Annotated in this window: 27 protein-coding genes; 18 read left to right on the top strand and 9 right to left on the bottom strand. The window is 29.9% G+C overall.

Features of this window, described 5'->3' with window-relative positions:
- Nucleotide 1 precedes the first annotated feature (1 nt).
- Complete coding sequence (locus ABXT61_RS04990) at nucleotides 2-412, bottom strand: iron-sulfur cluster assembly scaffold protein (protein WP_415314688.1); 411 nt, start codon at nucleotides 410-412, stop codon at nucleotides 2-4.
- 43 nt (nucleotides 413-455) lie between these two features.
- On the opposite strand from ABXT61_RS04990, the gene ABXT61_RS04985 reads away from it, so the two are divergent.
- The 16 genes from ABXT61_RS04985 (at nucleotide 456) to ABXT61_RS04910 (ending at nucleotide 13,286) form a co-directional block, all read left to right on the top strand.
- Nucleotides 456-1,067 (top strand): molybdenum cofactor guanylyltransferase, encoded by a 612-nt coding sequence (locus ABXT61_RS04985; protein WP_415314687.1) that lies wholly within the window; start codon nucleotides 456-458, stop codon nucleotides 1,065-1,067.
- A 1-nt stretch (nucleotide 1,068) separates the two neighbouring features.
- Complete coding sequence (locus tag ABXT61_RS04980; RefSeq protein WP_415314686.1) at nucleotides 1,069-2,316, top strand: molybdopterin molybdotransferase MoeA; 1,248 nt, start codon at nucleotides 1,069-1,071, stop codon at nucleotides 2,314-2,316.
- A gap of 48 nt (nucleotides 2,317-2,364) precedes the next feature.
- On the top strand, nucleotides 2,365-3,270 hold the full coding sequence (locus tag ABXT61_RS04975; protein WP_415314685.1) for a DMT family transporter: 906 nt from the start codon (nucleotides 2,365-2,367) through the stop codon (nucleotides 3,268-3,270).
- A gap of 5 nt (nucleotides 3,271-3,275) precedes the next feature.
- Entirely contained in the window at nucleotides 3,276-4,493 is a 1,218-nt protein-coding gene (locus ABXT61_RS04970) for an aminopeptidase P family protein (protein ID WP_415314683.1), read from the top strand.
- A gap of 3 nt (nucleotides 4,494-4,496) precedes the next feature.
- Complete coding sequence (locus ABXT61_RS04965) at nucleotides 4,497-5,609, top strand: serine/threonine protein kinase (protein ID WP_415314682.1); 1,113 nt, start codon at nucleotides 4,497-4,499, stop codon at nucleotides 5,607-5,609.
- Nucleotides 5,610-5,611: 2 nt separating this feature from the next.
- Nucleotides 5,612-6,655: a threonine aldolase family protein gene (locus tag ABXT61_RS04960; RefSeq protein WP_415314681.1), complete on the top strand. Its 1,044-nt coding sequence runs from the start codon at nucleotides 5,612-5,614 to the stop codon at nucleotides 6,653-6,655.
- The gene (locus tag ABXT61_RS04955; protein WP_168606561.1) at nucleotides 6,655-6,807 is read left to right on the top strand and encodes a hypothetical protein; all 153 of its coding nucleotides are present in this window, start codon (nucleotides 6,655-6,657) and stop codon (nucleotides 6,805-6,807) included. Before ABXT61_RS04960 ends, ABXT61_RS04955 begins: the two co-directional genes overlap by 1 nt.
- An 85-nt stretch (nucleotides 6,808-6,892) precedes the next feature.
- Nucleotides 6,893-7,069 carry a hypothetical protein gene (locus tag ABXT61_RS04950; RefSeq protein ID WP_415314679.1) on the top strand — a complete coding sequence of 59 codons (177 nt, stop codon included), beginning with the start codon at nucleotides 6,893-6,895 and terminating at the stop codon, nucleotides 7,067-7,069.
- 359 nt (nucleotides 7,070-7,428) lie between these two features.
- Nucleotides 7,429-8,409, top strand: coding sequence for a hypothetical protein (locus ABXT61_RS04945; RefSeq protein ID WP_415314678.1), 981 nt, complete (start codon nucleotides 7,429-7,431; stop codon nucleotides 8,407-8,409).
- On the top strand, nucleotides 8,406-9,563 hold the full coding sequence (locus tag ABXT61_RS04940) for an autotransporter outer membrane beta-barrel domain-containing protein (protein WP_415314676.1): 1,158 nt from the start codon (nucleotides 8,406-8,408) through the stop codon (nucleotides 9,561-9,563). The genes ABXT61_RS04945 and ABXT61_RS04940 overlap by 4 nt, the downstream gene beginning before the upstream one ends.
- A gap of 444 nt (nucleotides 9,564-10,007) precedes the next feature.
- The gene (locus ABXT61_RS04935) at nucleotides 10,008-11,024 is read left to right on the top strand and encodes an MrcB family domain-containing protein (protein ID WP_415314675.1); all 1,017 of its coding nucleotides are present in this window, start codon (nucleotides 10,008-10,010) and stop codon (nucleotides 11,022-11,024) included.
- Entirely contained in the window at nucleotides 11,021-11,494 is a 474-nt protein-coding gene (locus ABXT61_RS04930; RefSeq protein WP_415314674.1) for a hypothetical protein, read from the top strand. Before ABXT61_RS04935 ends, ABXT61_RS04930 begins: the two co-directional genes overlap by 4 nt.
- Nucleotides 11,491-11,799 (top strand): hypothetical protein, encoded by a 309-nt coding sequence (locus ABXT61_RS04925; RefSeq protein ID WP_415314673.1) that lies wholly within the window; start codon nucleotides 11,491-11,493, stop codon nucleotides 11,797-11,799. The genes ABXT61_RS04930 and ABXT61_RS04925 overlap by 4 nt, the downstream gene beginning before the upstream one ends.
- 16 nt (nucleotides 11,800-11,815) lie before the next feature.
- On the top strand, nucleotides 11,816-12,415 hold the full coding sequence (locus ABXT61_RS04920) for a hypothetical protein (protein ID WP_415314672.1): 600 nt from the start codon (nucleotides 11,816-11,818) through the stop codon (nucleotides 12,413-12,415).
- A gap of 6 nt (nucleotides 12,416-12,421) precedes the next feature.
- Entirely contained in the window at nucleotides 12,422-12,913 is a 492-nt protein-coding gene (locus tag ABXT61_RS04915) for a hypothetical protein (protein ID WP_415314670.1), read from the top strand.
- Between the two features lie 52 nt (nucleotides 12,914-12,965).
- Complete coding sequence (locus ABXT61_RS04910; protein WP_415314669.1) at nucleotides 12,966-13,286, top strand: hypothetical protein; 321 nt, start codon at nucleotides 12,966-12,968, stop codon at nucleotides 13,284-13,286.
- Nucleotides 13,287-13,385: 99 nt separating this feature from the next.
- On the opposite strand, the gene ABXT61_RS04905 is transcribed toward ABXT61_RS04910, so the two are convergent.
- Entirely contained in the window at nucleotides 13,386-13,613 is a 228-nt protein-coding gene (locus ABXT61_RS04905; RefSeq protein WP_415314667.1) for a hypothetical protein, read from the bottom strand.
- A 10-nt stretch (nucleotides 13,614-13,623) separates the two neighbouring features.
- Nucleotides 13,624-14,109: a YajQ family cyclic di-GMP-binding protein gene (locus ABXT61_RS04900; RefSeq protein WP_415314666.1), complete on the bottom strand. Its 486-nt coding sequence runs from the start codon at nucleotides 14,107-14,109 to the stop codon at nucleotides 13,624-13,626.
- Between the two features lie 90 nt (nucleotides 14,110-14,199).
- On the opposite strand from ABXT61_RS04900, the gene ABXT61_RS04895 reads away from it, so the two are divergent.
- Together ABXT61_RS04895 and ABXT61_RS04890 are read left to right on the top strand one after the other, a co-directional pair.
- A complete protein-coding gene (locus tag ABXT61_RS04895; protein ID WP_415314665.1) occupies nucleotides 14,200-14,406 on the top strand; it encodes a SlyX family protein in 207 nt (68 codons plus the stop codon).
- A 19-nt stretch (nucleotides 14,407-14,425) separates the two neighbouring features.
- Nucleotides 14,426-15,607, top strand: a complete 1,182-nt coding sequence (locus ABXT61_RS04890; protein ID WP_415314664.1) for an NAD(P)/FAD-dependent oxidoreductase — start codon at nucleotides 14,426-14,428, stop codon at nucleotides 15,605-15,607.
- On the opposite strand, the gene ABXT61_RS04885 is transcribed toward ABXT61_RS04890, so the two are convergent.
- From ABXT61_RS04885 to ABXT61_RS04860, 6 genes are all read right to left on the bottom strand, one after another.
- On the bottom strand, nucleotides 15,604-16,905 hold the full coding sequence (locus ABXT61_RS04885) for an MFS transporter (protein WP_415314663.1): 1,302 nt from the start codon (nucleotides 16,903-16,905) through the stop codon (nucleotides 15,604-15,606). The two genes, ABXT61_RS04890 and ABXT61_RS04885, sit on opposite strands and share 4 nt — an antisense overlap.
- 58 nt (nucleotides 16,906-16,963) lie before the next feature.
- Nucleotides 16,964-17,824 (bottom strand): DMT family transporter, encoded by an 861-nt coding sequence (locus ABXT61_RS04880; protein ID WP_415314661.1) that lies wholly within the window; start codon nucleotides 17,822-17,824, stop codon nucleotides 16,964-16,966.
- Entirely contained in the window at nucleotides 17,821-18,750 is a 930-nt protein-coding gene (gene gshB, locus ABXT61_RS04875) for a glutathione synthase (RefSeq protein WP_415314660.1), read from the bottom strand. Before gshB ends, ABXT61_RS04880 begins: the two co-directional genes overlap by 4 nt.
- On the bottom strand, nucleotides 18,740-20,035 hold the full coding sequence (locus ABXT61_RS04870) for a glutamate--cysteine ligase (RefSeq protein ID WP_415314659.1): 1,296 nt from the start codon (nucleotides 20,033-20,035) through the stop codon (nucleotides 18,740-18,742). The genes gshB and ABXT61_RS04870 overlap by 11 nt, the downstream gene beginning before the upstream one ends.
- 81 nt (nucleotides 20,036-20,116) lie before the next feature.
- Nucleotides 20,117-21,598: an amidophosphoribosyltransferase gene (gene purF / locus ABXT61_RS04865; protein WP_415314657.1), complete on the bottom strand. Its 1,482-nt coding sequence runs from the start codon at nucleotides 21,596-21,598 to the stop codon at nucleotides 20,117-20,119.
- Nucleotides 21,552-22,097, bottom strand: a complete 546-nt coding sequence (locus tag ABXT61_RS04860; protein ID WP_415314656.1) for a CvpA family protein — start codon at nucleotides 22,095-22,097, stop codon at nucleotides 21,552-21,554. Before ABXT61_RS04860 ends, purF begins: the two co-directional genes overlap by 47 nt.
- Between the last annotated feature and the right edge of the window lie 4 nt (nucleotides 22,098-22,101).

Raw genomic sequence — 22,101 nt, 5'->3', positions numbered from 1 at the left:
TTTAAAGCCTTAGGGCTTTTGAAAGAGTTTTAAAAGGAAGCAATAAACATTCTTTTCTAGAAATGTTTTTTGAATTCATTATTTTTTTAAAATCTTTTAAATCTTTTATATTAATTTTTTTTAATTGATCAAAATTTTCATCAAAGAAAAGCTCAGCTTTTGAAACAAAATCTGAAATTTTTTCTATTGGTACTTGCATAACCCATCTTGAAAGCAAACTAACAGAGGCTTGACAGTACACGCAAGACTTACATTGATACCCCATGTCTTGAACAATATTGTCTTTAACCATTAAACTAATTTCCATTTCATCACCACATAAAGGGTTTTTGTTCCTTGATTGATGTGTATGCTTTTTAAGCACTTTGTGGTTTTCGGTATTAGATGCAATTTCTAAAATTTCTAAGTCCATTATAATTCTTTAATTAAGAGATTAATGTTTTATATTTTGATTTATGGAAGATAACAATATTTTAGCTGTTGTGCTAGCTGGTGGAAAGTCAAAGAGATTTGGTGAAGATAAAAATCAGACAAAACTTGGTGATAAAACATTGTTAGAACACGTTTTACTAAAAATTAGCAATAGATATCAGGAGATACTTATTGTCTCAAGCCACAGTATAGATACAAAAAAAATAAAAAATGTAACAATAATTCCTGATTGTTTTGATGACTTTGGACCATTAGCTGGAGTTCTGAGTGCAATGAAATGGGTTAAAGAAAATCAAAAATTGTATCAGTGGATTGCAACATTTCCATCAGACACACCTTTTTTTGAAACATCAATTATTGATGAATATCAAAAAAGAATTAAACTAAAAGATAGCCTATTGTATTTTGTTAAGTCAAACAACAAAAGGCACAATATTTTTGGCCTATGGTCAATTGAATTATTAAAACTACTTGAAAATGATTTGATTAATAATAATTTTAGAAAAGTAGAGGATTGGGCAAATAAAATAGGGGTAAAAACAATTGATATTGAGCCTAAAAAATTTGATCCTTTTTTTAATATAAATACTAAAGAAGATTTAGAAGAAGCAAAAAAAATACTAAAAAAAAATTAAAATGATTACTTATAAAGAAGCTAAGAAAATCTTAATAAAATCAAAGATAAAAATTAAAGATGAAATTATTAACTCATCAAAGTCATTAAATAGGATTAATGTATTAGATATCTATTCAGCGGTAAATTATCCAGCTGGAACTAATGCTGCTTTTGATGGTTTTGCAATTAATTCAAAAGATACAAGTAAGTTAAATAAAAATAATTCACAAAACTTTAAAATTTTAAAGACTATATCTGCAGGAGATAATCCGTCTTTAAAAAAAATAAATAAATTTGAAGCTGTTGAAGTAATGACGGGTGCACTTATACCTAAAAATTTTGATACTATAATTCCAATTGAAAAAATTATTTTTAATAAAAATAGAAAATTTATCTTAATTAATGAAAAAATAAAAAATAACCAACACATCAGATATGCTGGATCAGATTATAAAAAAAGAGACTTAATAATTAAAAAAGGGACCATAATTCAACCATCTCATATATTAGCCTTTAAAACATTGGGCATAGTAAACATTAAAGTTAAAAAGAAGCCCAACCTTTTATTTTTTTCAACAGGAAATGAAATTTCTAATAGTAAAAATATTGCTAATTGGAAAGTGAGAAACTCTAATAGTCATTACATAAAATCCTTATCTAATAATTTTTTATTTAACTTTATAGATGGTGGCATTTTAAGAGATAAGGATGCTAAACTTTTTCAAAAAAAAATAGAAAAAAGTTTTAAATCTAAAATAGATATTATAATCACATCAGGTGCTGTATCTGCTGGTAAACATGATTTTGTTCCCCACATAATTAAAAAATTTAGTTTATCTAATTTTTTTAAAGGTGTTTTGATTAGACCTGGTAAACCAGTGATGTTTGCAAAATTCAATAAAACTGAAAAAGCTATTTTTGGGTTACCTGGTAATCCTATTTCTTCATCTGCTTGCTTTAGATTTTTTGTTTATCCTTATCTACTTAATACCCTTGGAGTTAAGGTTGAAAAACCATTTAAAGCTAAATTAAAGAATAATTATTTAAAGAGTAAAAAGATTATTAGATTTTTAAAAGCAAAGTTAACTTCAACTAATGATGGAAAAATAGAGTTAGAGGTTTTAAAAGGTCAAGAATCATTCAGAATTAAATCATTTGTAGAGTCAAATGTATGGGGTCTATTCAAAGATGGGCAATCTATATTCAAAAAAGGGGAGTTAATTGAATGTTACTCTCCAATCGGGTCAAATATTAATATTTTTAAATAGATCTCATTTTTATTGTAGTGCAAAATAATTACTATTAAATATCCATCAATGCTTGAGTTAAAAAATGAAAAAATTGCAATCCCAGTAGTTTTATTAGCGGGTCTTATATGGTCCTTTGGACCTTTAGTTGTTCGGTATATGAATGAGCCAAATTTAGTTCCATGGCAATATATTTTTGCACGGGGCCTCACAATCTTTTTGATTTTAAATCTTTACCTTTTCTTTGAGGAAGGAAAAAATTTTTATAAGAATTATTTAAAAATTGGAATCTCGGGTATCGTTGGTGGAATTGGACTAGGTATTGCAATGATAACCTTCATTTATTCCATTACAAATACCAGTGCTGCTGTTACTTTGCTTTGCTTAGCTGCCATGCCTTTTTTTACAGCCTTACTTGGTTTTTTATTTTTAAAAGAAAAAATTTCACTAAATGTTTGGATAGCTATATTTATTGCAACCATTGGAATAATAATAATAGCTTTGGGTAATACAGAAAAAAATTCTTTATTAGGGCTAATATTTGGGATGACTTCTTCAGTTGGTTTTTCTGTTTTTTCAGTAACCCTAAGATGGAATAAAGAAACACCAAAATTTACGACTGTAGCATTTGCAGGTTTTTTTTGCTTTGTGGTTGCTGCAATAGTTATCTTAACTAATGATATGGTTTTTCTATCCACAAGTTATAATGGAGCATTATTTTCTATACATGGAACGTTAGTTTGCATGGGTTTAATTTTATATTCTATTGGATCAAAAGCTATACCAGCGGCAGAATTAACTTTGTTGTCATTAACGGAAGTCATTGGTGGAATATTTTGGGTATGGATTCCAATTTTAGGAATTAATGAAATACCATCAACTAATACGATAATAGGAGGCTTCTTCCTTTTTATGTCTATCATTTATTATAGTCTTACAATTAAAACTAATAGACGGTTTATTGCTCTTAATTAATTAAGATGGAAAGACCAGATTTTTTTAATTTAAAAAACGGTGAGAAGGCTAAACTACCTTTTACAGATCAAGAATATCAAAGACGATTAACTAATTTAAGAACCACAATGAGTAAAAATAATCTTGACATGATTATTTTAACTTCAATGCACAACATTGCTTACTATACAGGGTTTATTTATTGTTCTTTTGGTAGACCTTATGGTTGCGTTGTAACAGCTAATAAAATTTCAACAATTTCTGCAAACATAGATGCAAGCCAACCGTGGCGGAGATCTCATAGTGATAATGTAATTTACACTGATTGGAAAAGAGACAATTATTTAAAAGCAATAGTTGCAATTATTGGAAGAGACGAACCTCCTAAGAATATTGGCATTGAAAATGATCATGTAACTCTAGATGTTAAAGAAAAGCTTACGTCTATTTTTACTTTTTCAGTTTTTAGTGACGTATCAAAAGATTTGATGCAACTTAGAATGATCAAATCTGCTGAGGAAATAGAAATTATCAAAAATGGTGCAAGAATTGCTGATCTTGGTGGTGAAGAGATCGTAAAGAACATTAAAATTGGAGAAAGTGAACTTGAAATCGCAATAGTAGGTAGAGATAGAATGGAGCGTGAAATTGCTAAAACCTACCCTGATGCTGAATATATGGATACATGGGTTTGGTTTCAGTCAGGGTTAAATACAGATGGTGCACATAACCCAAAGACTAATAGAAAATTAGAAGCAGGAGATATTCTTTCTTTAAACACTTTTCCTATGATTTCAGGGTACTACACAGCTCTTGAGAGAACTCTTTTTGTTGATAAAATTGATGACGCTTCTTTAAAAGCATGGGAAGCAAATGTTAAAGTTCATAAAAGAGGACTAGAGTTAATTAAACCAGGTGTAAAATGTTCTGCTATCTGCCATGAGTTGAATGAATTATTTGCTGAGCTTGGTTATCTTCATTACCGAACATTTGGTTATGGTCATTCATTTGGTGTCTTGTCTCATTTCTATGGAAGAGAAGCTGGATTAGAATTACGAGAAGACATAGATACTGTCTTAGAAGAGAATATGGTTGTTTCTATGGAGCCTATGATCATGATACCTGATGGGAAGCCAGGTGCTGGAGGTTACAGAGAGCATGACATCCTAGTTATAGGAAAAGATAATGCTGAAAACATTACTAAGTTTCCTTTTGGCCCAGAACATAATATTATCAAATCATAAATTATGAGTGAAAAAACGGTAGTTAATAGTTGGAATGAATGGGATTCTTTAAAGCATGTAATTGTTGGTAAGGCTGACGGTACTTGTATTCCAGCACCGGAGCCAGCTTTGGATGCTAAGGTTCCAGAAGATTCTGATATGCGTGGTCAGTTTGGACCAAGAACAAAAGACACAGTTGATAAGGCAAATCAGTTGTTAGATGATTTTTCAAATATGCTAATCAAAAGAGGCATTAAAGTAGATAGACCAGATCCAATAGATTTTAATAAAAAAACATCAACCCCAGATTGGGAAGCAGATACAATGTTTGGCTGTATGCCACCAAGAGATGTTTTGTTAACAGTTGGAAGTGAAATTTTAGAAGCAACGATGAGTTATAGGTGTAGATGGTTCGAATATCTATGTTACAGACCTTTGTTAAAAAAATATTATGATGAAGATCCTAATATGAAACACGAAGCTGCTCCTAAACCAAGATTAACTGATGCAGATTACAGAAAAGATTATTTATCCGATAAAATTGGAATTCAAAAAAGATTAGAATGGACTGAAGATAAGTTTTTTGTAACAACTGAAGAGGAACCTTTATTTGATGCTGCAGATGTTTTAAGATTTGGTAAAGATTTAGTAGTTCAACATGGTTTTACAACAAATCTTAAAGGGATTGATTGGCTTAAAAGACATTACAAAGATCATAGAGTTCATGCTGTTAATTTTCCAGGTGACCCATACCCAATTCATATTGATGCAACATTTACACCAATTAAAGAGGGTTTAATTATTAATAATCCACAAAGAAGACTACCAAAAGAACAAAGAAAATTATTTGAAAATAATGGTTGGGAAATTATTGATAGCGCACAACCAGCTCATAATGAACCACCTGCACTTTGTTATTCGTCAACATGGCTATCAATGAATGTATTAGTTCTTGATCCTAAAACTGTGTGTGTTGAAAAAAGTGAAGTATATCAAGCAGAACAATTAGATAAATTAGGTATGGAAGTAATACCAGTAGACATGAGAGACGCCTATGCATTTGGAGGTGGACTTCATTGTTGTACTGCAGATGTTTATAGAGAAGGTGAATTGAAAGATTATTTTCCAAAACAATAAATATGGAAAAAATTAAAACAAAAAGAGAGCGAGTAAAATTTGCTTCAGATAATGTTGCAGGTGCTTGTCCTGAAGTATTAGACGCAATTTTAAAAGCTAATGATGGAGATAGAGCTCCCTATGGTGATGATGAAATTTCAAAAAATTTACAAGACAAATTTTCAGAAATATTTGAAAAAGAGGTAATTGTTTTTCCAACATCTTCTGGAACTGCAGCTAATGCACTAGCTTTATCTACGATGACACCATCTTTTGGAAATATCTATTGTCACAAACTTTCTCATATTAATGTAGATGAATGTGGAGCACCTGAATTTTACACTGGGGGAGCAAAATTAGTAAATCTTAACGGAATTAATGGAAAAATTACAGCTGAGGAGCTCAATAAATCAATTAGTGGGAAGGGTGTTGTTCATCACACTCAACCTTCATCAGTAAGCATTACACAACTTTGTGAAACAGGTGAAGCTTATGAATTAGACGAAATAAAAAAAATATCAGAAATTGCTCATAATCATAAACTTAATATGCATATGGATGGAGCTAGGTTTGCTAATGCTTTAGTTTCATTAGATTGTAGCCCTGCAGAAATGACTTGGAAATCTGGTATTGATGTACTTTCTTTTGGAGCAACTAAAAATGGATGTTTAGCAGCAGAAGCTATTATTTTTTTCAAACCAGAGTTAGTTGGTAACTTACCTTTTTTAATGAAAAGAGCGGGGCATTTACTCTCAAAAATGAGTTTTGTATCAGCGCAATTAGACGCCTATATCACAAATGAAGTTTGGCTAAGAAACGCAAAACACGCAAACGCTATGGGTAAAAAATTAAGTCAAGGTTTAGACCAACACAAAAATATTGAACTAGCTTATCCTACTGATGCAAATGAAATATTTGTAAAGATACCAAAAGATATAATTGATCAATTAAATTCAGAAGGATATACAATTAATGATGATGAGTGGGATGGTAAAGCGGTTAGATTAGTTACTGCATGGAATACTAATCTATCTGATATTGAGACTTTTTTAAATTTTATTAAGTAATGCCTAGAAAACCTAACTACAAAGATTTATTAAAAAAATTTAAAAAAAGAAATATTAAAAATCCAGAAAGAATAGCAACAGCCTATGTCAAAGGATTAACTGCAGGATCCAAAAAAAAGGCTGCTAAAAATTTAGCAGGGATTATAGATTAAAGAAAAAAGGACCTAGAATCGCTGAATTCTAACTAGCGACTATTCTACACCTAGATACCCAATTTATGATTTAGTAGAGTTTATTATGGCTAGATTAGATGGAATTATTGAACCAATATATTTTTTGATTACCTCATTAACATTTATATTATTAAGTATAATTCAATATAAAAAATTTGGAAAAACTAGGGAAACAAAATATCTCGCAGGTTTGGCAATTTTTTTCTTTTGTAGTTACATTGCTATAATTTTAAAAAATTAGAAATGATCAAATTTATTCTGCCAGCTATAATTGTTCTCTTCATTGTAGTATTCTGGGAAAAAATTACTGAAATAGTTTACAAAAAATTTAATATTAGACTGAATTATATTATTGTGAGTGCTGTCTTAATAACTATTGCTATAATAATTTTATTAGTTAATTATTTTTAAATTCAATGATCTTATTGGCTAATTAACCCTCATTCCATCACCTAGACACCTGATTTGAGTTTTGGTAGGATCTGGTTATGATTTCATGTGGACTGGCCAATTACAACTACTAAAAAACCCTTATAATCTTGAATAATTACTAAGATTAAAGGATATGATTGATGTTATTTATTTATTATACAAAGCCTAATGTTAAATTATTTAAAGAAAATATTTTCAATATTCCTAATCTTTAATTTAACTTTTGTTAGCTCAGCACAAGCTAATGCAACCTTTGTTGATAGTTTTGATGTTAGTGGTCAAGATACTACTCCTAGGGGTCTTACCTTTAATAATGATGGAACCAAGATGTTTGTGGCAGGTAATGATGGTGATGATATAAATGAATATACTTTAACAACTGGCTTTGATGTGTCGTCTGCAACCTTTGTAGATAGTTTTGATATTAGTGGTCAAGATACTACACCTCAAGGTATTGCTTTTAATAATGATGGAACCAAGATGTTTGTGGTGGGTAATACTGGTGATGATATAAATATATACACATTATCAATAGGTTTTGATTTAACATCAACTATAACTTTCAATGACATAAATGGAGATGGAACAGGTTTTGATATTAGTGGTCAAGATACTGCTCCTAGGGGTCTTACTTTTAATAATGATGGAACCAAGATGTTTGTGGCAGGAAATATTGGTGATGATATAAATGAATATACATTATCAATAGGTTTTGATTTAACATCAACTATAACTTTCAATGACATAAATGGAGATGGAACAGGTTTTGATATTAGTGGTCAAGATACCGCTCCTCAAGGTATTGTTTTTAATAATGATGGAACCAAGATGTTTGTGGCAGGTAATGCTGGTAATGATATAAATGAATATACATTATCAACAGGTTTTGATTTAACATCGACTGTAAGCTTTGTAGATAGTTTTAGTGTTAGTGGTCAAGATACTACACCTCAAGGTATTGCTTTTAATAATGATGGAACCAAGATATTTGTGTTGGGTAATACTGGTGATGATATAAATGAATATACTTTAAGCTGTGCTTTTAAAGTAACTGCTTCATCAACCTGTGATGCACCACCAAAAATTAAAGAGGTTAGGGGTATAGTTGATGCCCAAATTAATACTGCTAAAAATTTTGCCAAAACTTGAGCCAGTCTGCATTAAAAAGATTAGCTAATTTAAGAGTTAAAGATGACAATAAAAGTGCTCAAAATATTGAATTAAACTTTCAAAATGAAACATTAAATAAAATATCTAATAATGTTTTAAGTTCTGCACCAGTTAAATTTAACTCACTTCAAAAGTTGGATCAAATTTTGCCTAATGATTGGGCAGCATGGAGTGAAGGTAGTGTTAGTTTAGGAAAAATAGGTGACAACCCCTTAAGTTCTGTTCAAGATATGACCAGCCTTGGTATATCTGTCGGTGCTGATAAAAAAACTGATAATGATAAAGTATTAGGAGTTGCTTTAAGAGTGGGTAACATTGATGTTGATGTTGGAACCTATGGCTCTAAAGTTGACACTAACGCTTTAAGTTTATCGGTTTATGGATCTAACAGTTTTGATGATCGTAATTTTTTAGAACACGTTATTGGTGCTAGTTATTTAGATAGTGATATTACAAGAAAGAACCAAGGAAACACTAATACTCAAACGGGTGACCGTGAAGGCAAACAAGTTTTTGGTTCACTTAATTTTGGAAGAGAATATGAAAATGGTGATGCAATTATTGTTCCAACGGGTCGTATCGATGGAAGTTATACAGCATTAGATAGCTATACAGAAAATGGCAACGAAGCGATTAGCTATAACAAGCAAGATATTAAATCTTTAATGGCTTCTTTAGGAGTATTAATAGACCAAGATGCTGATCTAGAAAATTCAAATGTAAGATCTAGAATTAATCTTGAATATGGTAAAGAGTTAGGTTCAAACTCTAAGGTGGTAACAAGTTATGTATCAGACAACGAAAATTTTGAATATCAAGCTGATAAAAAAAATAAAGATATATACACAGTAGGTCTAGGGTTTGATTTTAAGCATGACCACGGTTTAACAATTAGTACCGATTATCAAAAACAAAAAATTAGGTATATTGGTTTTATTAATAAATTTACATTATCAGCAGGCTTTTTATCTAGAAACAAAACAAAGTTTGCACTTGGCCTTAGTGAAGATATGACTTCAAACTTTAAAATTTCTAAAGCGTTAGATGGTTTTGACCTAGGGTTTAATTTAGAAAATAATTTTTTAAAACAAGAAAATCATAATGCCAACTTATCTCTATCCAGTAAGTTTTAACAAAAATTTAAACTCACTCTAAATATAACAAATGAAAAAATTTTTAGGGATCGTGGTTCTGGGTTATAGGATTATCTGGGACAGACTAGGAACTTACTAGGAACTTATTCGAGTGAGAACAAAATGTTCTCTTGCTTAACTTGGGTTCTCTTTCAAAAAGTTAATGTAATCAACAACTTCTTGAAACTTTTCATCAGGAATATCTTTATATGAGTTGCCAAACTTCTCTTTGACACAAAGAGTGATAGTAAAATAATACCTGACTCTCGACACCCCTTGATAACCTAAAACCCTTATGCTTACTTAGTTATTAAAAAAGACCTGGCGTAAACATTAAGCAATTTTAATGACAAAACCAGACACAAACCAGACACTTTTCCGAGTGCTCATTAACAATCATTCCATCACCTAGACACCTGATTAGGGGTTTGGTAGGGTTGGATTATGGATATCAAGACAGTATTTGAGAGAATTGCAAAAGAGTACCCTGAAGCAAAAAAACAAAAATTAAAAAACCATCCCTTAACTAAATTTATAAGAACTGAAGTTCCAAAATCATTCAGGGAGGATTTAGGTGAAACTATTTCAAAATATAAAGTTATGGTTGCAAAACATGCTGGAAATTGGAGCAGGGTTGCTTGGATAGTTATATCAGACACTAGAGTAACTGAAAGTGCTGCGAGAGGCTATTATCCAGTTTATTCATTTTTTGAAAATGGAAAAAAAATAATGCTATCATTAGGTCAAGGATACAAGGATATAAAAACTAAATATAAAAAAGAAGCAGATAATATTCTGATCTCCAGAGGAATAATTTTAAAAAATAAGGCAGGTGATTTTAAAAAATATGGTTTTAAAAATGTTCATGGAACTAAAATCACAATAAAGAGCGATAAAGAAAGAGAAGTTTGGGTTAAGTCTTGCGCTTTTGGAAAGATTTATGATGTTAAAAATATGCCATCCAATAATGATTTAATTAATGATGTTAAAAATATACTTAATATTTATGAAAATATTATTCAAAATGGAGGCACTAGTGAATTAATTGAAAATATTGACCCTGAAGAAATAGAAATGATTAAAGATTTAAGTGGTTCAGAAAAAAAAGCATTAAAAAAACATAGAGAACATGAAAAATATTATATTAAAACGGATCCAAAGCTTATCAAAAATTTAAAGAAAAAATTTGATTATACCTGTCAAGCTTGCAATCTTAAATTTGAAAAAATATATGGAAACTACAATGATAAACTAGATTATGTTGAAGCTCATCATATTGTACCAAAGGCAGAAATATTAAAAAAGATAGATTTAAATGAAGAGCTAGGTAGAGACGAGAACGATTTTGCAATACTATGTGCTAATTGTCATAGAATGATACATAAATATGGGTGTCCTAGTTTAGATGAATTTAAAGGAAAGATACAAGTAGATTATAAAAACTTTTTAAAAGATAAATGAAAAAACTTTTAGGGATAATCGTTCTGGGTTTGTTGTTGAGCAATGTTGTTGTTGCTAAACCTATTTATCTTAACTGCAGATACAACGAACTACATAGCCTTAAACTTTGGATGCATGAATACTTTTCTTTAGATTTTGAAAATCAAAAATATACTTGGGAAGGTAAAGCTTTGGTTAAACATGAGGATGATATTTCAAATGGAGATGAATTACATAAAGAAACTATCGAACTCCCTTTTATGGATGAAGACTCTCAATATTTAACTTTTGGTGTGATTTTATTTCAAAACGGAGAACGTTATTACGATATATTTAAACTTAATAAAGAAAATTTTGATTTATCACGTGAAGATAACCTTTTTGCCGGCACAGAAAATTCTATGACTTATACTTGCAATCAAATAGATGAATTGCCATTATACGGTTGGACATTTCGCAAATTTTGGAATGATTTAGGGTTGTTTAAATGAAAAAATATTTTGAAGGTAAATACAGTTTAGCAATTAATTTTTGGGGCTTTTTGATATTTGGTGGAATAATTGTGCGTGGAGCATGTGGTTATTTTTCATCATATTTGAATGTGCCTGAACTATTATTATTAGCTATAATTTATACTTTTATTACCAGTCTAGTTACGTGGCGTTCAGCTAGAAATAATAAAGAATCTCATCCGAGTAAGTATATTTGGAAAGGTGCTGCGGCTCAAATAATTTCATTATTACATTTAGTTGGCGGTATATATCTTTTTTTTAGTATGTATTTAAATGTAATTTAATGAAAAAAATTTTAACATGAGGAATATTTTAATCATCCTAATTTTGAGTTTATTTATTACTGAGAATTCATTTGCAAAAAAAATTAGAGTGATTTGTAAAGTTGGTGAGTTATATCAAGGAAGGATAAGTACAGATGCAAATAAAAGAAAATTTATTAAAAAAATCCCTAATTTAACTTTTATAGTTGATTATGATGATTGGAGTTATGTCAATATTAAAAACAAAAGTGATAAAAAATATTTTTTAGATATGACATTTGATGGTGATAGAGTTTTAATGCAATATACTTTTTCAATTGATCAAGTACAATTAGTTATTTGGGCTAAAGAAAAGCAATTTTTAACAATTGGAACAGGTTTTTATTCAAAGGAAGAAAATGCTGAAGATTTATATAAAATAATAAAATTAAAATTTGATACTATTAATAACAAGATACCTAATTATAAAAAGTTAGAATATGTTTTAGGTGGAGAGAAATATCACATATCTAATTTAGGAACAGAAGAACAAGAATGGCAAAAATACACTATAGCTCGTGATTTTATGCGTTCGTTAGATGATTCAATAGTTGAAACATCAGTACATCGTCTATGCGTATCAAGGTTTGGAAATTAATATAATATGAAAATTTTAGAAAATAGGTTTAATCCTATTATTATATTAGTGTTAATTTTGATAATTTTATTTCCTGTGGTCAATAGAAGCTATCATACAAAAATATTACCATTCCAAAGTTTTACACTATTTTGTGAAATGAATGGCAAACAGAAATTTCCCTCTAATGGTGGCGCTAAATATGCTCCCATAGTTAAATTTCCAAAAATATTTAGGATAAAATTTGGTTTTTGGGATGGTGAATTTATTCAAGGAGGAGAAGTATTAATTAAAAAAGATTTTTTAAAAAAAAAAACTTTTGGTTATCAATATAGTGGTCATATGCTTATTATTGAACCAACCTATATGCCTGATTGGATTAAAGATGGCGATCCACCAGGAAACTCTATGGAATTACAATTTGTTGGTGGAAAGGGAAAGGAATTAAGCACAATGCGAATAGATTACTTTTATCCAGGAGATTATGATGCCATTTATAAATGTAACAATTCATCATAGGATAATATGGGACAACTGGTACCCAGAGAGATAATATTATATGCTTTTATTAATGAAAAAACTTTTAGGGATCGTGGTTCTGGGTTTGTTGTTGAGTGGGAATGCTTATGCGGATCAGCGATGCACACAAGAAAGACAGGATTGGATTGTTCATCTTAAAAAGCAACTTGAAGCAAAAACTGAAGATATAAAATGGAAAGATGATTTGTGTTATGCAAGTATTTCACACGTGAAGGGAATTCCTATTGAAGAACACTTATCTACAATAGAGGAAGAAAATAACGATAAATTAGTTAGACAAATTGATTTATTCAATAATGAAGATTTAAAGCCCAAAGATATTAATTGGGTGCCAGAGGACTTTAGGCAATGAAAAAACTTTTAGGGATCGTGGTTCTGGGTATAGGATTATCTGGGATAGACCAGACACAAACCAGACACTTATTCGAGTTAGAACAAAATGTTCTCTTGCTTAACTTGGGTTCTCTTTCAAAAAGTTAATGTAATCAACAACTTCTTGAAACTTATCATCAGGAATATCTTTATATGAGTTGCCAAACTTCTCTTTGACACAAAGAGCAGCGTGAGCGTAGGGGTTTCTTCCTTTAGGATGATTTGGATGGCTTGGCAATTGACCCAGTAAATAATCACCAGCTTCCTGTATCATTTTCCACAGTTTACTTGCGTTTTCTTTGGTCATTAAACTAAATTTAATCTCTAAAGTTTACAAATTCTATTGGAAGACCAATATCAATAGCACTTATTGCGGACATTGCTTCTTGAAGGTCATCCCTTTTTTTTCCTTCAGCTCGTAACTCTTCTCCTTGAATTTTAATCTGAATTTTAAGTTTTAGTTTTTTTATTTCAGCAATAATTTTTTTTGCATTTTCTTGACTAATACCTTCTTCAAGTTCACTAACTTGTCTAATCGATGAACCTGCGGCATTTTCTGAATTTTTAATTGCTATCACTCTTGGATCAACTTTTCGTCTTATAAGATGAACTTGTAATAATTCATTTACTTGTTTTAATTTTAATGCATCTGGTGCTAATGTGGTGATAATCTTATCTTTTCTTTCAATTGAAATATCAAGTCCTTTAAAGTCAAATCGATTACCAATTTCTCTTAGGCAATTAGCAAGAGCGTTATCAAATTCTGGGTAACTAATTTTACTGATTACATCAAATGAAGGCATAATTTTTTATTATCTAATGATTTAACCATAACAAAAATTTTGATAATTGACTATTTGATTTATTTTAAAACTCTTTTAAGCTGCACTTATATGGAAGATTTAGTTAAAAAGTTAGAAGAACAGATCAGTTTTCTTCAAAATGAAATATCTCAAATGAGTGATGAACTGTATTCTCAACAAAAAGAGGTATCTGTTTTAAAAAAACAAATCTCAAACGTTGAAAAAAGAATTAATGAATTAGAGAGTAGTGATGAAGCAGGTATGGTTATGATTGATAAAAAACCTCCACATTATTAAACATTATTATTAATAATCCATGACAGAAAAATTTGACGTTATTGTAGTAGGTGCAGGTGCAGCAGGCATGATGAGTGCTATAGAAGCTGGCAAACGTGGAAGAAAAGTACTTTTAGTCGATCATGCAAAAAAAATAGGAGAAAAAATCAGAATATCAGGTGGTGGAAGATGTAATTTTACAAACATACATACACACCCCAGTAAGTTTATTTCAAACAATCCAAAATTTGTAATATCAGCTTTAAAACAATACACCCAAAATAATTTTATAGATTTAATAAAGAAACATAATATTAAATTTCATGAAAAAAAATTAGGACAACTCTTTTGTGATGAAAGTGCTCAACAAATCATAGATATGTTACTTTTAGAGTGTGAGATGGCAAATGTAGTTTTAAAAAAAGATACAACTATTGATGATATAGAAAAACAAGATGATAAATATTTTATAATTGTTGGTAATGATAAATATTTCTGTGAATCTTTAATTATTGCAACAGGGGGTCTATCTATTCCAAAAATTGGAGCAAGTAAATTTGGCTATGATATTGCTCAAAAGTTTAATATAAAAGTTATTGAAACATTACCCGCATTAGTTCCTTTAACTTTTAGTGAAAAAATACTAGCAATATGTAAAGAGCTTACGGGGTTATCTGTTGAAGCAGTTGTTTCATTTAAAAAGACTTTTTTTGAGGAGGGAATGTTATTTACTCACAGAGGTTTGAGTGGACCTTCTATATTACAAATTTCTTCTTATTGGAAATTGGGAGATGATATCAAGGTTAACCTATCACCAAAACTAGATGTAGATAAATTTCTAAATGATAGAAAAATTTCTAATCCTAAGCATGATATAAATAGTGTAGTTTCTGAAATCCTTCCTAAACGATTAGCTCATATAATCTGTAATGAAAATAACGTTAAAGGAAATATATGTGAATTATCTAACAAGGTATTAACAAATTTGAGTAATTCTATAAATGCTTGGGCGATAAACCCAACAGGAACCGAAGGCTATAGAACTGCCGAGGTTACCCTGGGGGGTATTGATACTGAAGAAATTTCTTCCAAAACAATGATGTCCAATAAACACCCCGGATTATTTTTTATTGGTGAAGTTGTAGATGTTACTGGCCATTTAGGTGGTTATAATTTTCAATGGGCTTGGTCTTCTGGCTATGTGGCTGGCCAATATGCTTAAAGATTTGTTACTGGTTGAACCTCTTCAGGTTTTTTTGGTTCTTCGATAGGTTCTGTTGTTGGGTTTAATTCAATTCCAGCAGGCGTAATAGATGAAGGCATAGCAACGAACTGTGAGTCTGGGTTTTCAACTGTTTGTCTAACTCTCATTCTATAGACACCAAACACACCTATTAAAGCATGAAAGAAAAGTAAAAATACAAAAAAACCGTTAGAGCCAACAACATCCATAAATATTGAACAAAGGAATGGACCACTCATAGCGCCCAAGCCAAATGTAAACTGTATACCAGCACCAGCTGCTACAAATTTTTCTTTTGGTATATAATCATTAGTATGTGCACAAATTAAAGAGAACATCGGTAAACTACAAATAGAAAATAAAATTAAGAAAATAAAAAACCACACTTTACTTGTACCTAGTTCGCCTGGTAAATACATCTGACCTGAAGATATGATAGCAAATAGAGCAAAAACACTAGCACCAAAAGTTGAGATAACTATTACTTTTCTTCTATCATACTTGTCAGAAAGTTTTCCAATAGGATATTGGGAGATAGCACCAGAAATTGCTAAAAGAAAAGTTACAAGTGATATTTGAAAAATAGTAAAATTCATTGATGCAGCATAAACTGCCAACAATGTAAAAAGTGCTGACTGAATTGTTCCATAAAAAAGTGCACTTACCATTCCAAAGGGTGACGTTTCATAAAGTTCTTTTAAAGGCATACCCTTAATCTTTTTAAATGTAGGTGGTTTTTTTTTAGTTAAAAGAATAGGTATAAGTGCAACTGAAGTAATAATTGAAACTAATATAAATGGTTGATAATTTTGAGGGCTACTAAAGTTTAATAAAAACATTCCTATGCCCATTGATCCATATAAAATAACCATATAAATAGATAAAACACTTCCTCTATTTTTATTACTAGATCTATCGTTTAACCAACTTTCAGCAACAGTATAAATACAAACCATACTTATTCCTGTTAATACTCTTAAAATAAACCAAATATATGGATTAATAAAAATTGAGTGAACCAAAATAATTAAAGATGCTAGAGATGCAAAAGCTGCAAACACTCTGATATGACCAACTCTCGATATAAGATTAGGAATAGTTGATGCACCAATAAAATATCCAACAAAATACCCAGACATCATAAATCCAGTTGCTGCAAGACTGAATTCTTCTTGAACAGCTCTTACACCTAGGAGTGAACTTTGAAATCCATAAGCCATCATTAAGAAGCCCATACCTAAAAACAATGCCCAAGAATTCTTTAAAACTTTATTCATAAAACTGACCGTACTTATTTGCGATCTAATTGTAAATCAAGTCTTTATTGTGATTAAACTATGAATTCTTTAATTTGATAAATGAGTGGATTGCGATGGCTGTAATGATTACAGCACCACCTTGTATAGTTTCAAGGCTGGGTTGCTCCTTAATAATCATCCATACCCAAATAGGACCAATTATAGTCTCTAATAAGAAGAATAGGTTCACTTCAGCTGCGGGTATGAATCTTGGAGCTATAGTAACTAGCACAAAGGGTATAGCCACACACATAATGCACATTAAAGGAACAATAATTAGGTCACTATCCACCAGTGCAAAACTTTCAATAAACAGAAGTGCAAACATCGCCACTATTAACTTACCAACAACCGCAGCTGGGATTAAGTTTTTATCCTTTGCAGATCTAATGGTAACTGCACCAACAGCCAAACCTAAGGCAGTTATTAAGCCTAATATATCTCCAAAAAAGTTACCTAATTGTATTGAATCGTAGAATATATAAATAGCAGCAGTAAAAGTTACAAATATTGTAATCCATGTTTTTCTATCAGGTAATTCTTTTAAAAATATTGCACCAAGTATTGCAGATAACATAGGAGCCATTGCAATCATAACTAATGTGTTTGCAACATTGGTATTTTGTATTGAAACAACGAAAGTAATATTGGTCACAGAAAAAGTACCAATATAAAGTAAGCCATGATAGCCACTTGAAAAAAGCATTTTAAAGAAATTTAATTTATAAATTAATAACATTCCTAAAAATACAGTGATGAAAGGAATAAGACCTCGATAAAAAACAAGCCCCCAAGTATCAACATTAGAAAGCCTTATAAATAAACTATCAGGCGTAATAAACATTACCGCAACAAATGCGAGTAAAGATCCCTTTTGTTGTTCGGATAAACTTTTCAAGCTCTTAATCCTTTCCAAAATATTTTTGCAAGATTAATGTTTGTAAGGTCGTAAAAAGATTTTAATCCTGTAGGAGAAGTTACATTAATATCTCCATTTAACTTTTGGTCAATAAAATCAATACCAGAAAAGTAGATGTCATTTTTTTTAAGATTTCTGCCAATTAAATTTGAAATTTTATTTTCTAATTTTGTTAATTTAACAGAAATAGGTATGGCCCCTTTACTCATGTTACTTAAAAAAGATCCCTTCTTTGGAACTCTAGAGATAGCACCACAAACTTTACCATTAATTATAAAAACTCTTTTATCTCCAAACTTAATTTTAGGTAAAAACTTTTGACACATAATATGTCCATGTTTTTTTATAAAGCGTGTAATTAATTTAGTATTGATCTTATTTTGAAATAAATGAATATCATTTCCACTAAAGCTATGAATAGGTTTTATAATCATTTTTTTGTTTTTAGAAAAAAATTTATTAATTTCATTCATATCTTTTGTAAAAATTGTATTTGGCATATATTTTTGAAAAAATGTTGAATATAGTTTTTCAGAAATATTTCTAATAGATGTTGGATTATTAATAATTTTAACTTTATTTTTTATCTTATCTAAAATGTAAGTTGTTGAAATGTATTCTAAATTAAAAGGAGGGTCTTGACGTATCAAAATATACTCACATTTAGTAAGTTCCAGTTTTTGTTTATTTAATATTTTAAAAAAACGTTTATTTGAATAATTAAACTCTACATAAAATCCATTAGCTACAACCTTATCGTTGATTATAGAAAGGTCTTTAGGTTCATAATAAAAAATTTTGTATTTTAATCTTTGTGCTTCAACAGCTAGAAATATACTAGTATCAGTTAGAGGTTTTAATTTTGAAGGATGATTACCTTGAATTGCAACTGTCTTATTTGTCATATAAGTCGTTTAAATTTTCATTCTTAGAAAATTTATCTATCATATGATCTGCGTTTGTTGTCTTATTATCAATTAGTTTATCTAGATGATTTAAAAATTTAGCCTCATTATCATTAGATTTATTCAGAATATCTCTGTTTAATAATCCTTTTCTTGAAATACCAAGCAGCAATGATGCCCAATGTAATAGATCTTTTCCCATTAACTCGGTATTAAAACCTTTTTTAGGTGCTTCTAGATAGGCATTAATTATTTTGTTTTTATCCCACTTAGAAATTAATTCATAAGCCTCATCTAAGTTGCCATATAAAATTCCAGTATTAAAAGCAGGTCCTGAGCACAAACAATCCCAACCACAAGTATCCATTGATCTTAATTCTATATATTTCTTAAGTCTATTTTCTGTAAAAATTGTACTTAGGTGAGTAGTTAAATCGTCTTCGGTTGGAAGTCTGTTGTTAATTTCATTAATTTTTCCATTCATGAAATCTGAAAATGAATAATTATTTCCTGATAAATATTCTTTTTCGTTTTGAATAAATAATAAAGGAAAGTTTATTGAAAAATCTGCATATTTTTCAAAGTCCATATTATCAAAAAAAACTTCAGGTAAACCACCTCTAGATGTTTCTTGCCAAACTTTAGATCGATAAGAGCTGTAACCACTATTTTTTTTTTCAACAATTGAAGAATTTGCAAATAGTGCAATAGATATAGGAACTATAGAATTTATTATTTTAAACTTTTTAATGAAATCTTTTTCAGAATCATAATCTAAATTAAGTTGTGTACCACAAGTCCTATACATCATGTCTAAGCTTAAAGAACCACCATTAGGCATATCTTTAGTCATTACTTGATATCTTTGTTTTGGATTATTAGAAACTTCACTAAGGCTTGAAATAGGATCAAAACCAGCACTAACAATTTTTAAATTTAATTTTTTAGTTACTTGTTGTAACTCAAATAAGTAATCATGAGATTCAGCACAAGCCTCATGAATATTGTTTAATTTATCTCCCGATAATTCAATTTGATTTCCAGGTTCTAAGGTGATGCTTTTTCCTTGTTTCTGTAACCCAATAATATTTTCTTTTTCCATTATTGGCTTCCATCCAAACTCACTTAGTAGTGAAAACATTTTAAGGACAGTAGGGTAATCTACTCTTTTGTTTGTTTTTTCATCAAATAAAAATTTTTCATGCTCAATACCAATTTTAAAATCTTTATTATCTTTAATTCCAGATTTAAAATATTTGATTATATTCTCTTTGTGAGTGATCATTGATTTATATATAAGGGTTTAATGTTCATTTTAAAGTCTTTATGTTCAGACTTTCTTTATGAGAATTATATGATGGTTAATTTAGTTATTCGAAGCAGTACTTAGCAATGATAATTGAGTAATTTTATCATCACCCAGCTCGTCTATAGGTTTAACAGGGTATTCACCTGTAAAATAATGATCTGTTAATTGAGGATACGTGTCATTACGTTTTTCAAATCCTATTGCTCTATACAAACCCTCAAGCGATAGAAAATCCAAAGATTTAGCACCTATATATTCGCAAATTTCTTCATTTGTTTTGTTTGCTGCAAGAAGCTCTTTTTTAGTTGGTGTATCCACCCCATAAAAGTCTGGATATCTAATTTCTGGACAGGCAATTTTAACATGAACTTCTTTTGCACCAGCGTCATAAAGCATTTTAACAATTTTATGAGAAGTTGTTCCTCTGACAAGTGAGTCATCTATCAAAATAATTCTTTTATCTTTAATTGTAGATTGATTAGCGTTTAATTTTAATTTAACTCCCAGGCTTCTAATTTTTTGACTAGGTTCTATAAAAGTTCTTCCAACATAATGATTTCTAATTAAGCCTAATTCAAAATTAATTCCTAAGTGTTGAGCAAATCCAAGTGCTGCAGCATTTCCTGAGTCCGGTACAGGGACAATTATATCTGCATTAATTTTATTTTCTTTAGCAAGCTCTATTCCTAAATTTTTTCTATGTTCATAAGCTGATTTTCCATCTAATAAACTATCTGGTCTTGCAAAGTAAATATATTCAAAAACACAAGGCCTAACTTTTCTTGCAGGGAAGGGTTTAAAACTTTTTAACTCATTGTTTTCAATCAAAACAATTTCACCATTTTCTACATCTCTTACATACTTTGCTCCAATAATATCTAGCGCACATGTTTCGGATGCCAAGACGTAACTATCTTTTATTTTACCAATAATTAAAGGTCGTATTCCATGGGGGTCCCTAACACCTATTAATGTGTTTTGTGTGAGCATAACTAATGCGTAGCCACCTTGAATTTGAAATATTGCATCAATAACCTTATCAACTGTTTTGTTTCTTTTTGATTTTGCAATTAATTGAACAATTGTTTCAGTATCTGATGTTGTGTAAAAAATTGCACCATCTTCAACTAACTTGTTTCTAAGTGTAACGGAATTAGTTAAATTTCCATTATGTGCAACACCAATACCACCTGCGTTAGTATCCGCAAAGAAAGGTTGGATATTTCTTAAGGTATTTTCACCGGTAGTACTATATCTGTTATGACCGATAGCATATTTTCCAAGTAAATTTTTTAATACTTTTTCTTTGTTAAAGTTGTCCCCAACCAAACCAAATCTTTTTTCTGAATGATATTTTTCTCCATCAAATGATACAATTCCACAACCTTCTTGACCTCTGTGTTGAAGGGCATGCAATCCTAAAGCAGTTAGAGCAGCAGCATCATCACTATTGCTTATACCAAATACACCGCATTCTTCATTTAATTTAGGATTATAAATCTTGAATTTTTTCTTTAGAATCTTGATAGTTTTTTTCATTTGGAAACTCTTTTAATAAATAATTACTACCTTTTTCTATATATGGAAAGGCGTATGATTTATCAGTATTAATCGGCCATTTACTATAATTATATACAATATCTATAACTGAAAATAAAAAAATACAGATTACATAGCTTCGAATAAATCCAAAAAATAACCCAAATAAAGAATCGAGCCTTCCTAGTCCAACAAATTTTACCGTCTTACTAATAGCCTTATTTGCAATTAGAACAATAAAGATCACTAAAACAAAAATAGTTATGCCGAGCGTAATATCTAAGACATATTCACTATCAATTATATTTTTAAAATAAGGCTTAACTTTTGGAAATAGAATTAAAGTTACAACATAAGCCAATACCCACTTTGAAGCTGACAATAAACTTAAAACAAAACCTTTACTATAACACTTGATAACTGAAAAAATTGTAATGATTAAAAATATTAGGTCTATTAAAGAGACTACTTGATAAAAATCTTTTAAAGCATCAAGCATAATA

This window comes from Candidatus Pelagibacter sp. Uisw_137 (genome assembly GCF_047720245.1).
Taxonomy (GTDB): domain Bacteria; phylum Pseudomonadota; class Alphaproteobacteria; order Pelagibacterales; family Pelagibacteraceae; genus Pelagibacter.
Note: the sequence above shows the minus strand (reverse complement) of the source record. Positions and strands in the feature narration are given on the sequence as shown.

Bases quoted from the DNA above. Each gene is read 5' to 3' on its own strand.
- ABXT61_RS04990 (WP_415314688.1), bottom strand. From the start codon at position 412: ATGGACTTAGAAATTTTAGAAATTGCATCTAATACCGAAAACCACAAA.
- ABXT61_RS04985 (WP_415314687.1), top strand. From the start codon at position 456: ATGGAAGATAACAATATTTTAGCTGTTGTGCTAGCTGGTGGAAAGTCA.
- ABXT61_RS04980 (WP_415314686.1), top strand. From the start codon at position 1,069: ATGATTACTTATAAAGAAGCTAAGAAAATCTTAATAAAATCAAAGATA.
- ABXT61_RS04975 (WP_415314685.1), top strand. From the start codon at position 2,365: ATGCTTGAGTTAAAAAATGAAAAAATTGCAATCCCAGTAGTTTTATTA.
- ABXT61_RS04970 (WP_415314683.1), top strand. From the start codon at position 3,276: ATGGAAAGACCAGATTTTTTTAATTTAAAAAACGGTGAGAAGGCTAAA.
- ABXT61_RS04965 (WP_415314682.1), top strand. From the start codon at position 4,497: ATGAGTGAAAAAACGGTAGTTAATAGTTGGAATGAATGGGATTCTTTA.
- ABXT61_RS04960 (WP_415314681.1), top strand. From the start codon at position 5,612: ATGGAAAAAATTAAAACAAAAAGAGAGCGAGTAAAATTTGCTTCAGAT.
- ABXT61_RS04955 (WP_168606561.1), top strand. From the start codon at position 6,655: ATGCCTAGAAAACCTAACTACAAAGATTTATTAAAAAAATTTAAAAAA.
- ABXT61_RS04950 (WP_415314679.1), top strand. From the start codon at position 6,893: ATGGCTAGATTAGATGGAATTATTGAACCAATATATTTTTTGATTACC.
- ABXT61_RS04945 (WP_415314678.1), top strand. From the start codon at position 7,429: ATGTTAAATTATTTAAAGAAAATATTTTCAATATTCCTAATCTTTAAT.
- ABXT61_RS04935 (WP_415314675.1), top strand. From the start codon at position 10,008: ATGGATATCAAGACAGTATTTGAGAGAATTGCAAAAGAGTACCCTGAA.
- ABXT61_RS04930 (WP_415314674.1), top strand. From the start codon at position 11,021: ATGAAAAAACTTTTAGGGATAATCGTTCTGGGTTTGTTGTTGAGCAAT.
- ABXT61_RS04925 (WP_415314673.1), top strand. From the start codon at position 11,491: ATGAAAAAATATTTTGAAGGTAAATACAGTTTAGCAATTAATTTTTGG.
- ABXT61_RS04920 (WP_415314672.1), top strand. From the start codon at position 11,816: ATGAGGAATATTTTAATCATCCTAATTTTGAGTTTATTTATTACTGAG.
- ABXT61_RS04915 (WP_415314670.1), top strand. From the start codon at position 12,422: ATGAAAATTTTAGAAAATAGGTTTAATCCTATTATTATATTAGTGTTA.
- ABXT61_RS04910 (WP_415314669.1), top strand. From the start codon at position 12,966: ATGAAAAAACTTTTAGGGATCGTGGTTCTGGGTTTGTTGTTGAGTGGG.
- ABXT61_RS04905 (WP_415314667.1), bottom strand. From the start codon at position 13,613: ATGACCAAAGAAAACGCAAGTAAACTGTGGAAAATGATACAGGAAGCT.
- ABXT61_RS04900 (WP_415314666.1), bottom strand. From the start codon at position 14,109: ATGCCTTCATTTGATGTAATCAGTAAAATTAGTTACCCAGAATTTGAT.
- ABXT61_RS04895 (WP_415314665.1), top strand. From the start codon at position 14,200: ATGGAAGATTTAGTTAAAAAGTTAGAAGAACAGATCAGTTTTCTTCAA.
- ABXT61_RS04890 (WP_415314664.1), top strand. From the start codon at position 14,426: ATGACAGAAAAATTTGACGTTATTGTAGTAGGTGCAGGTGCAGCAGGC.
- ABXT61_RS04885 (WP_415314663.1), bottom strand. From the start codon at position 16,905: ATGAATAAAGTTTTAAAGAATTCTTGGGCATTGTTTTTAGGTATGGGC.
- gshB (WP_415314660.1), bottom strand. From the start codon at position 18,750: ATGACAAATAAGACAGTTGCAATTCAAGGTAATCATCCTTCAAAATTA.
- ABXT61_RS04870 (WP_415314659.1), bottom strand. From the start codon at position 20,035: ATGATCACTCACAAAGAGAATATAATCAAATATTTTAAATCTGGAATT.
- purF (WP_415314657.1), bottom strand. From the start codon at position 21,598: ATGAAAAAAACTATCAAGATTCTAAAGAAAAAATTCAAGATTTATAAT.
- ABXT61_RS04860 (WP_415314656.1), bottom strand. From the start codon at position 22,097: ATGCTTGATGCTTTAAAAGATTTTTATCAAGTAGTCTCTTTAATAGAC.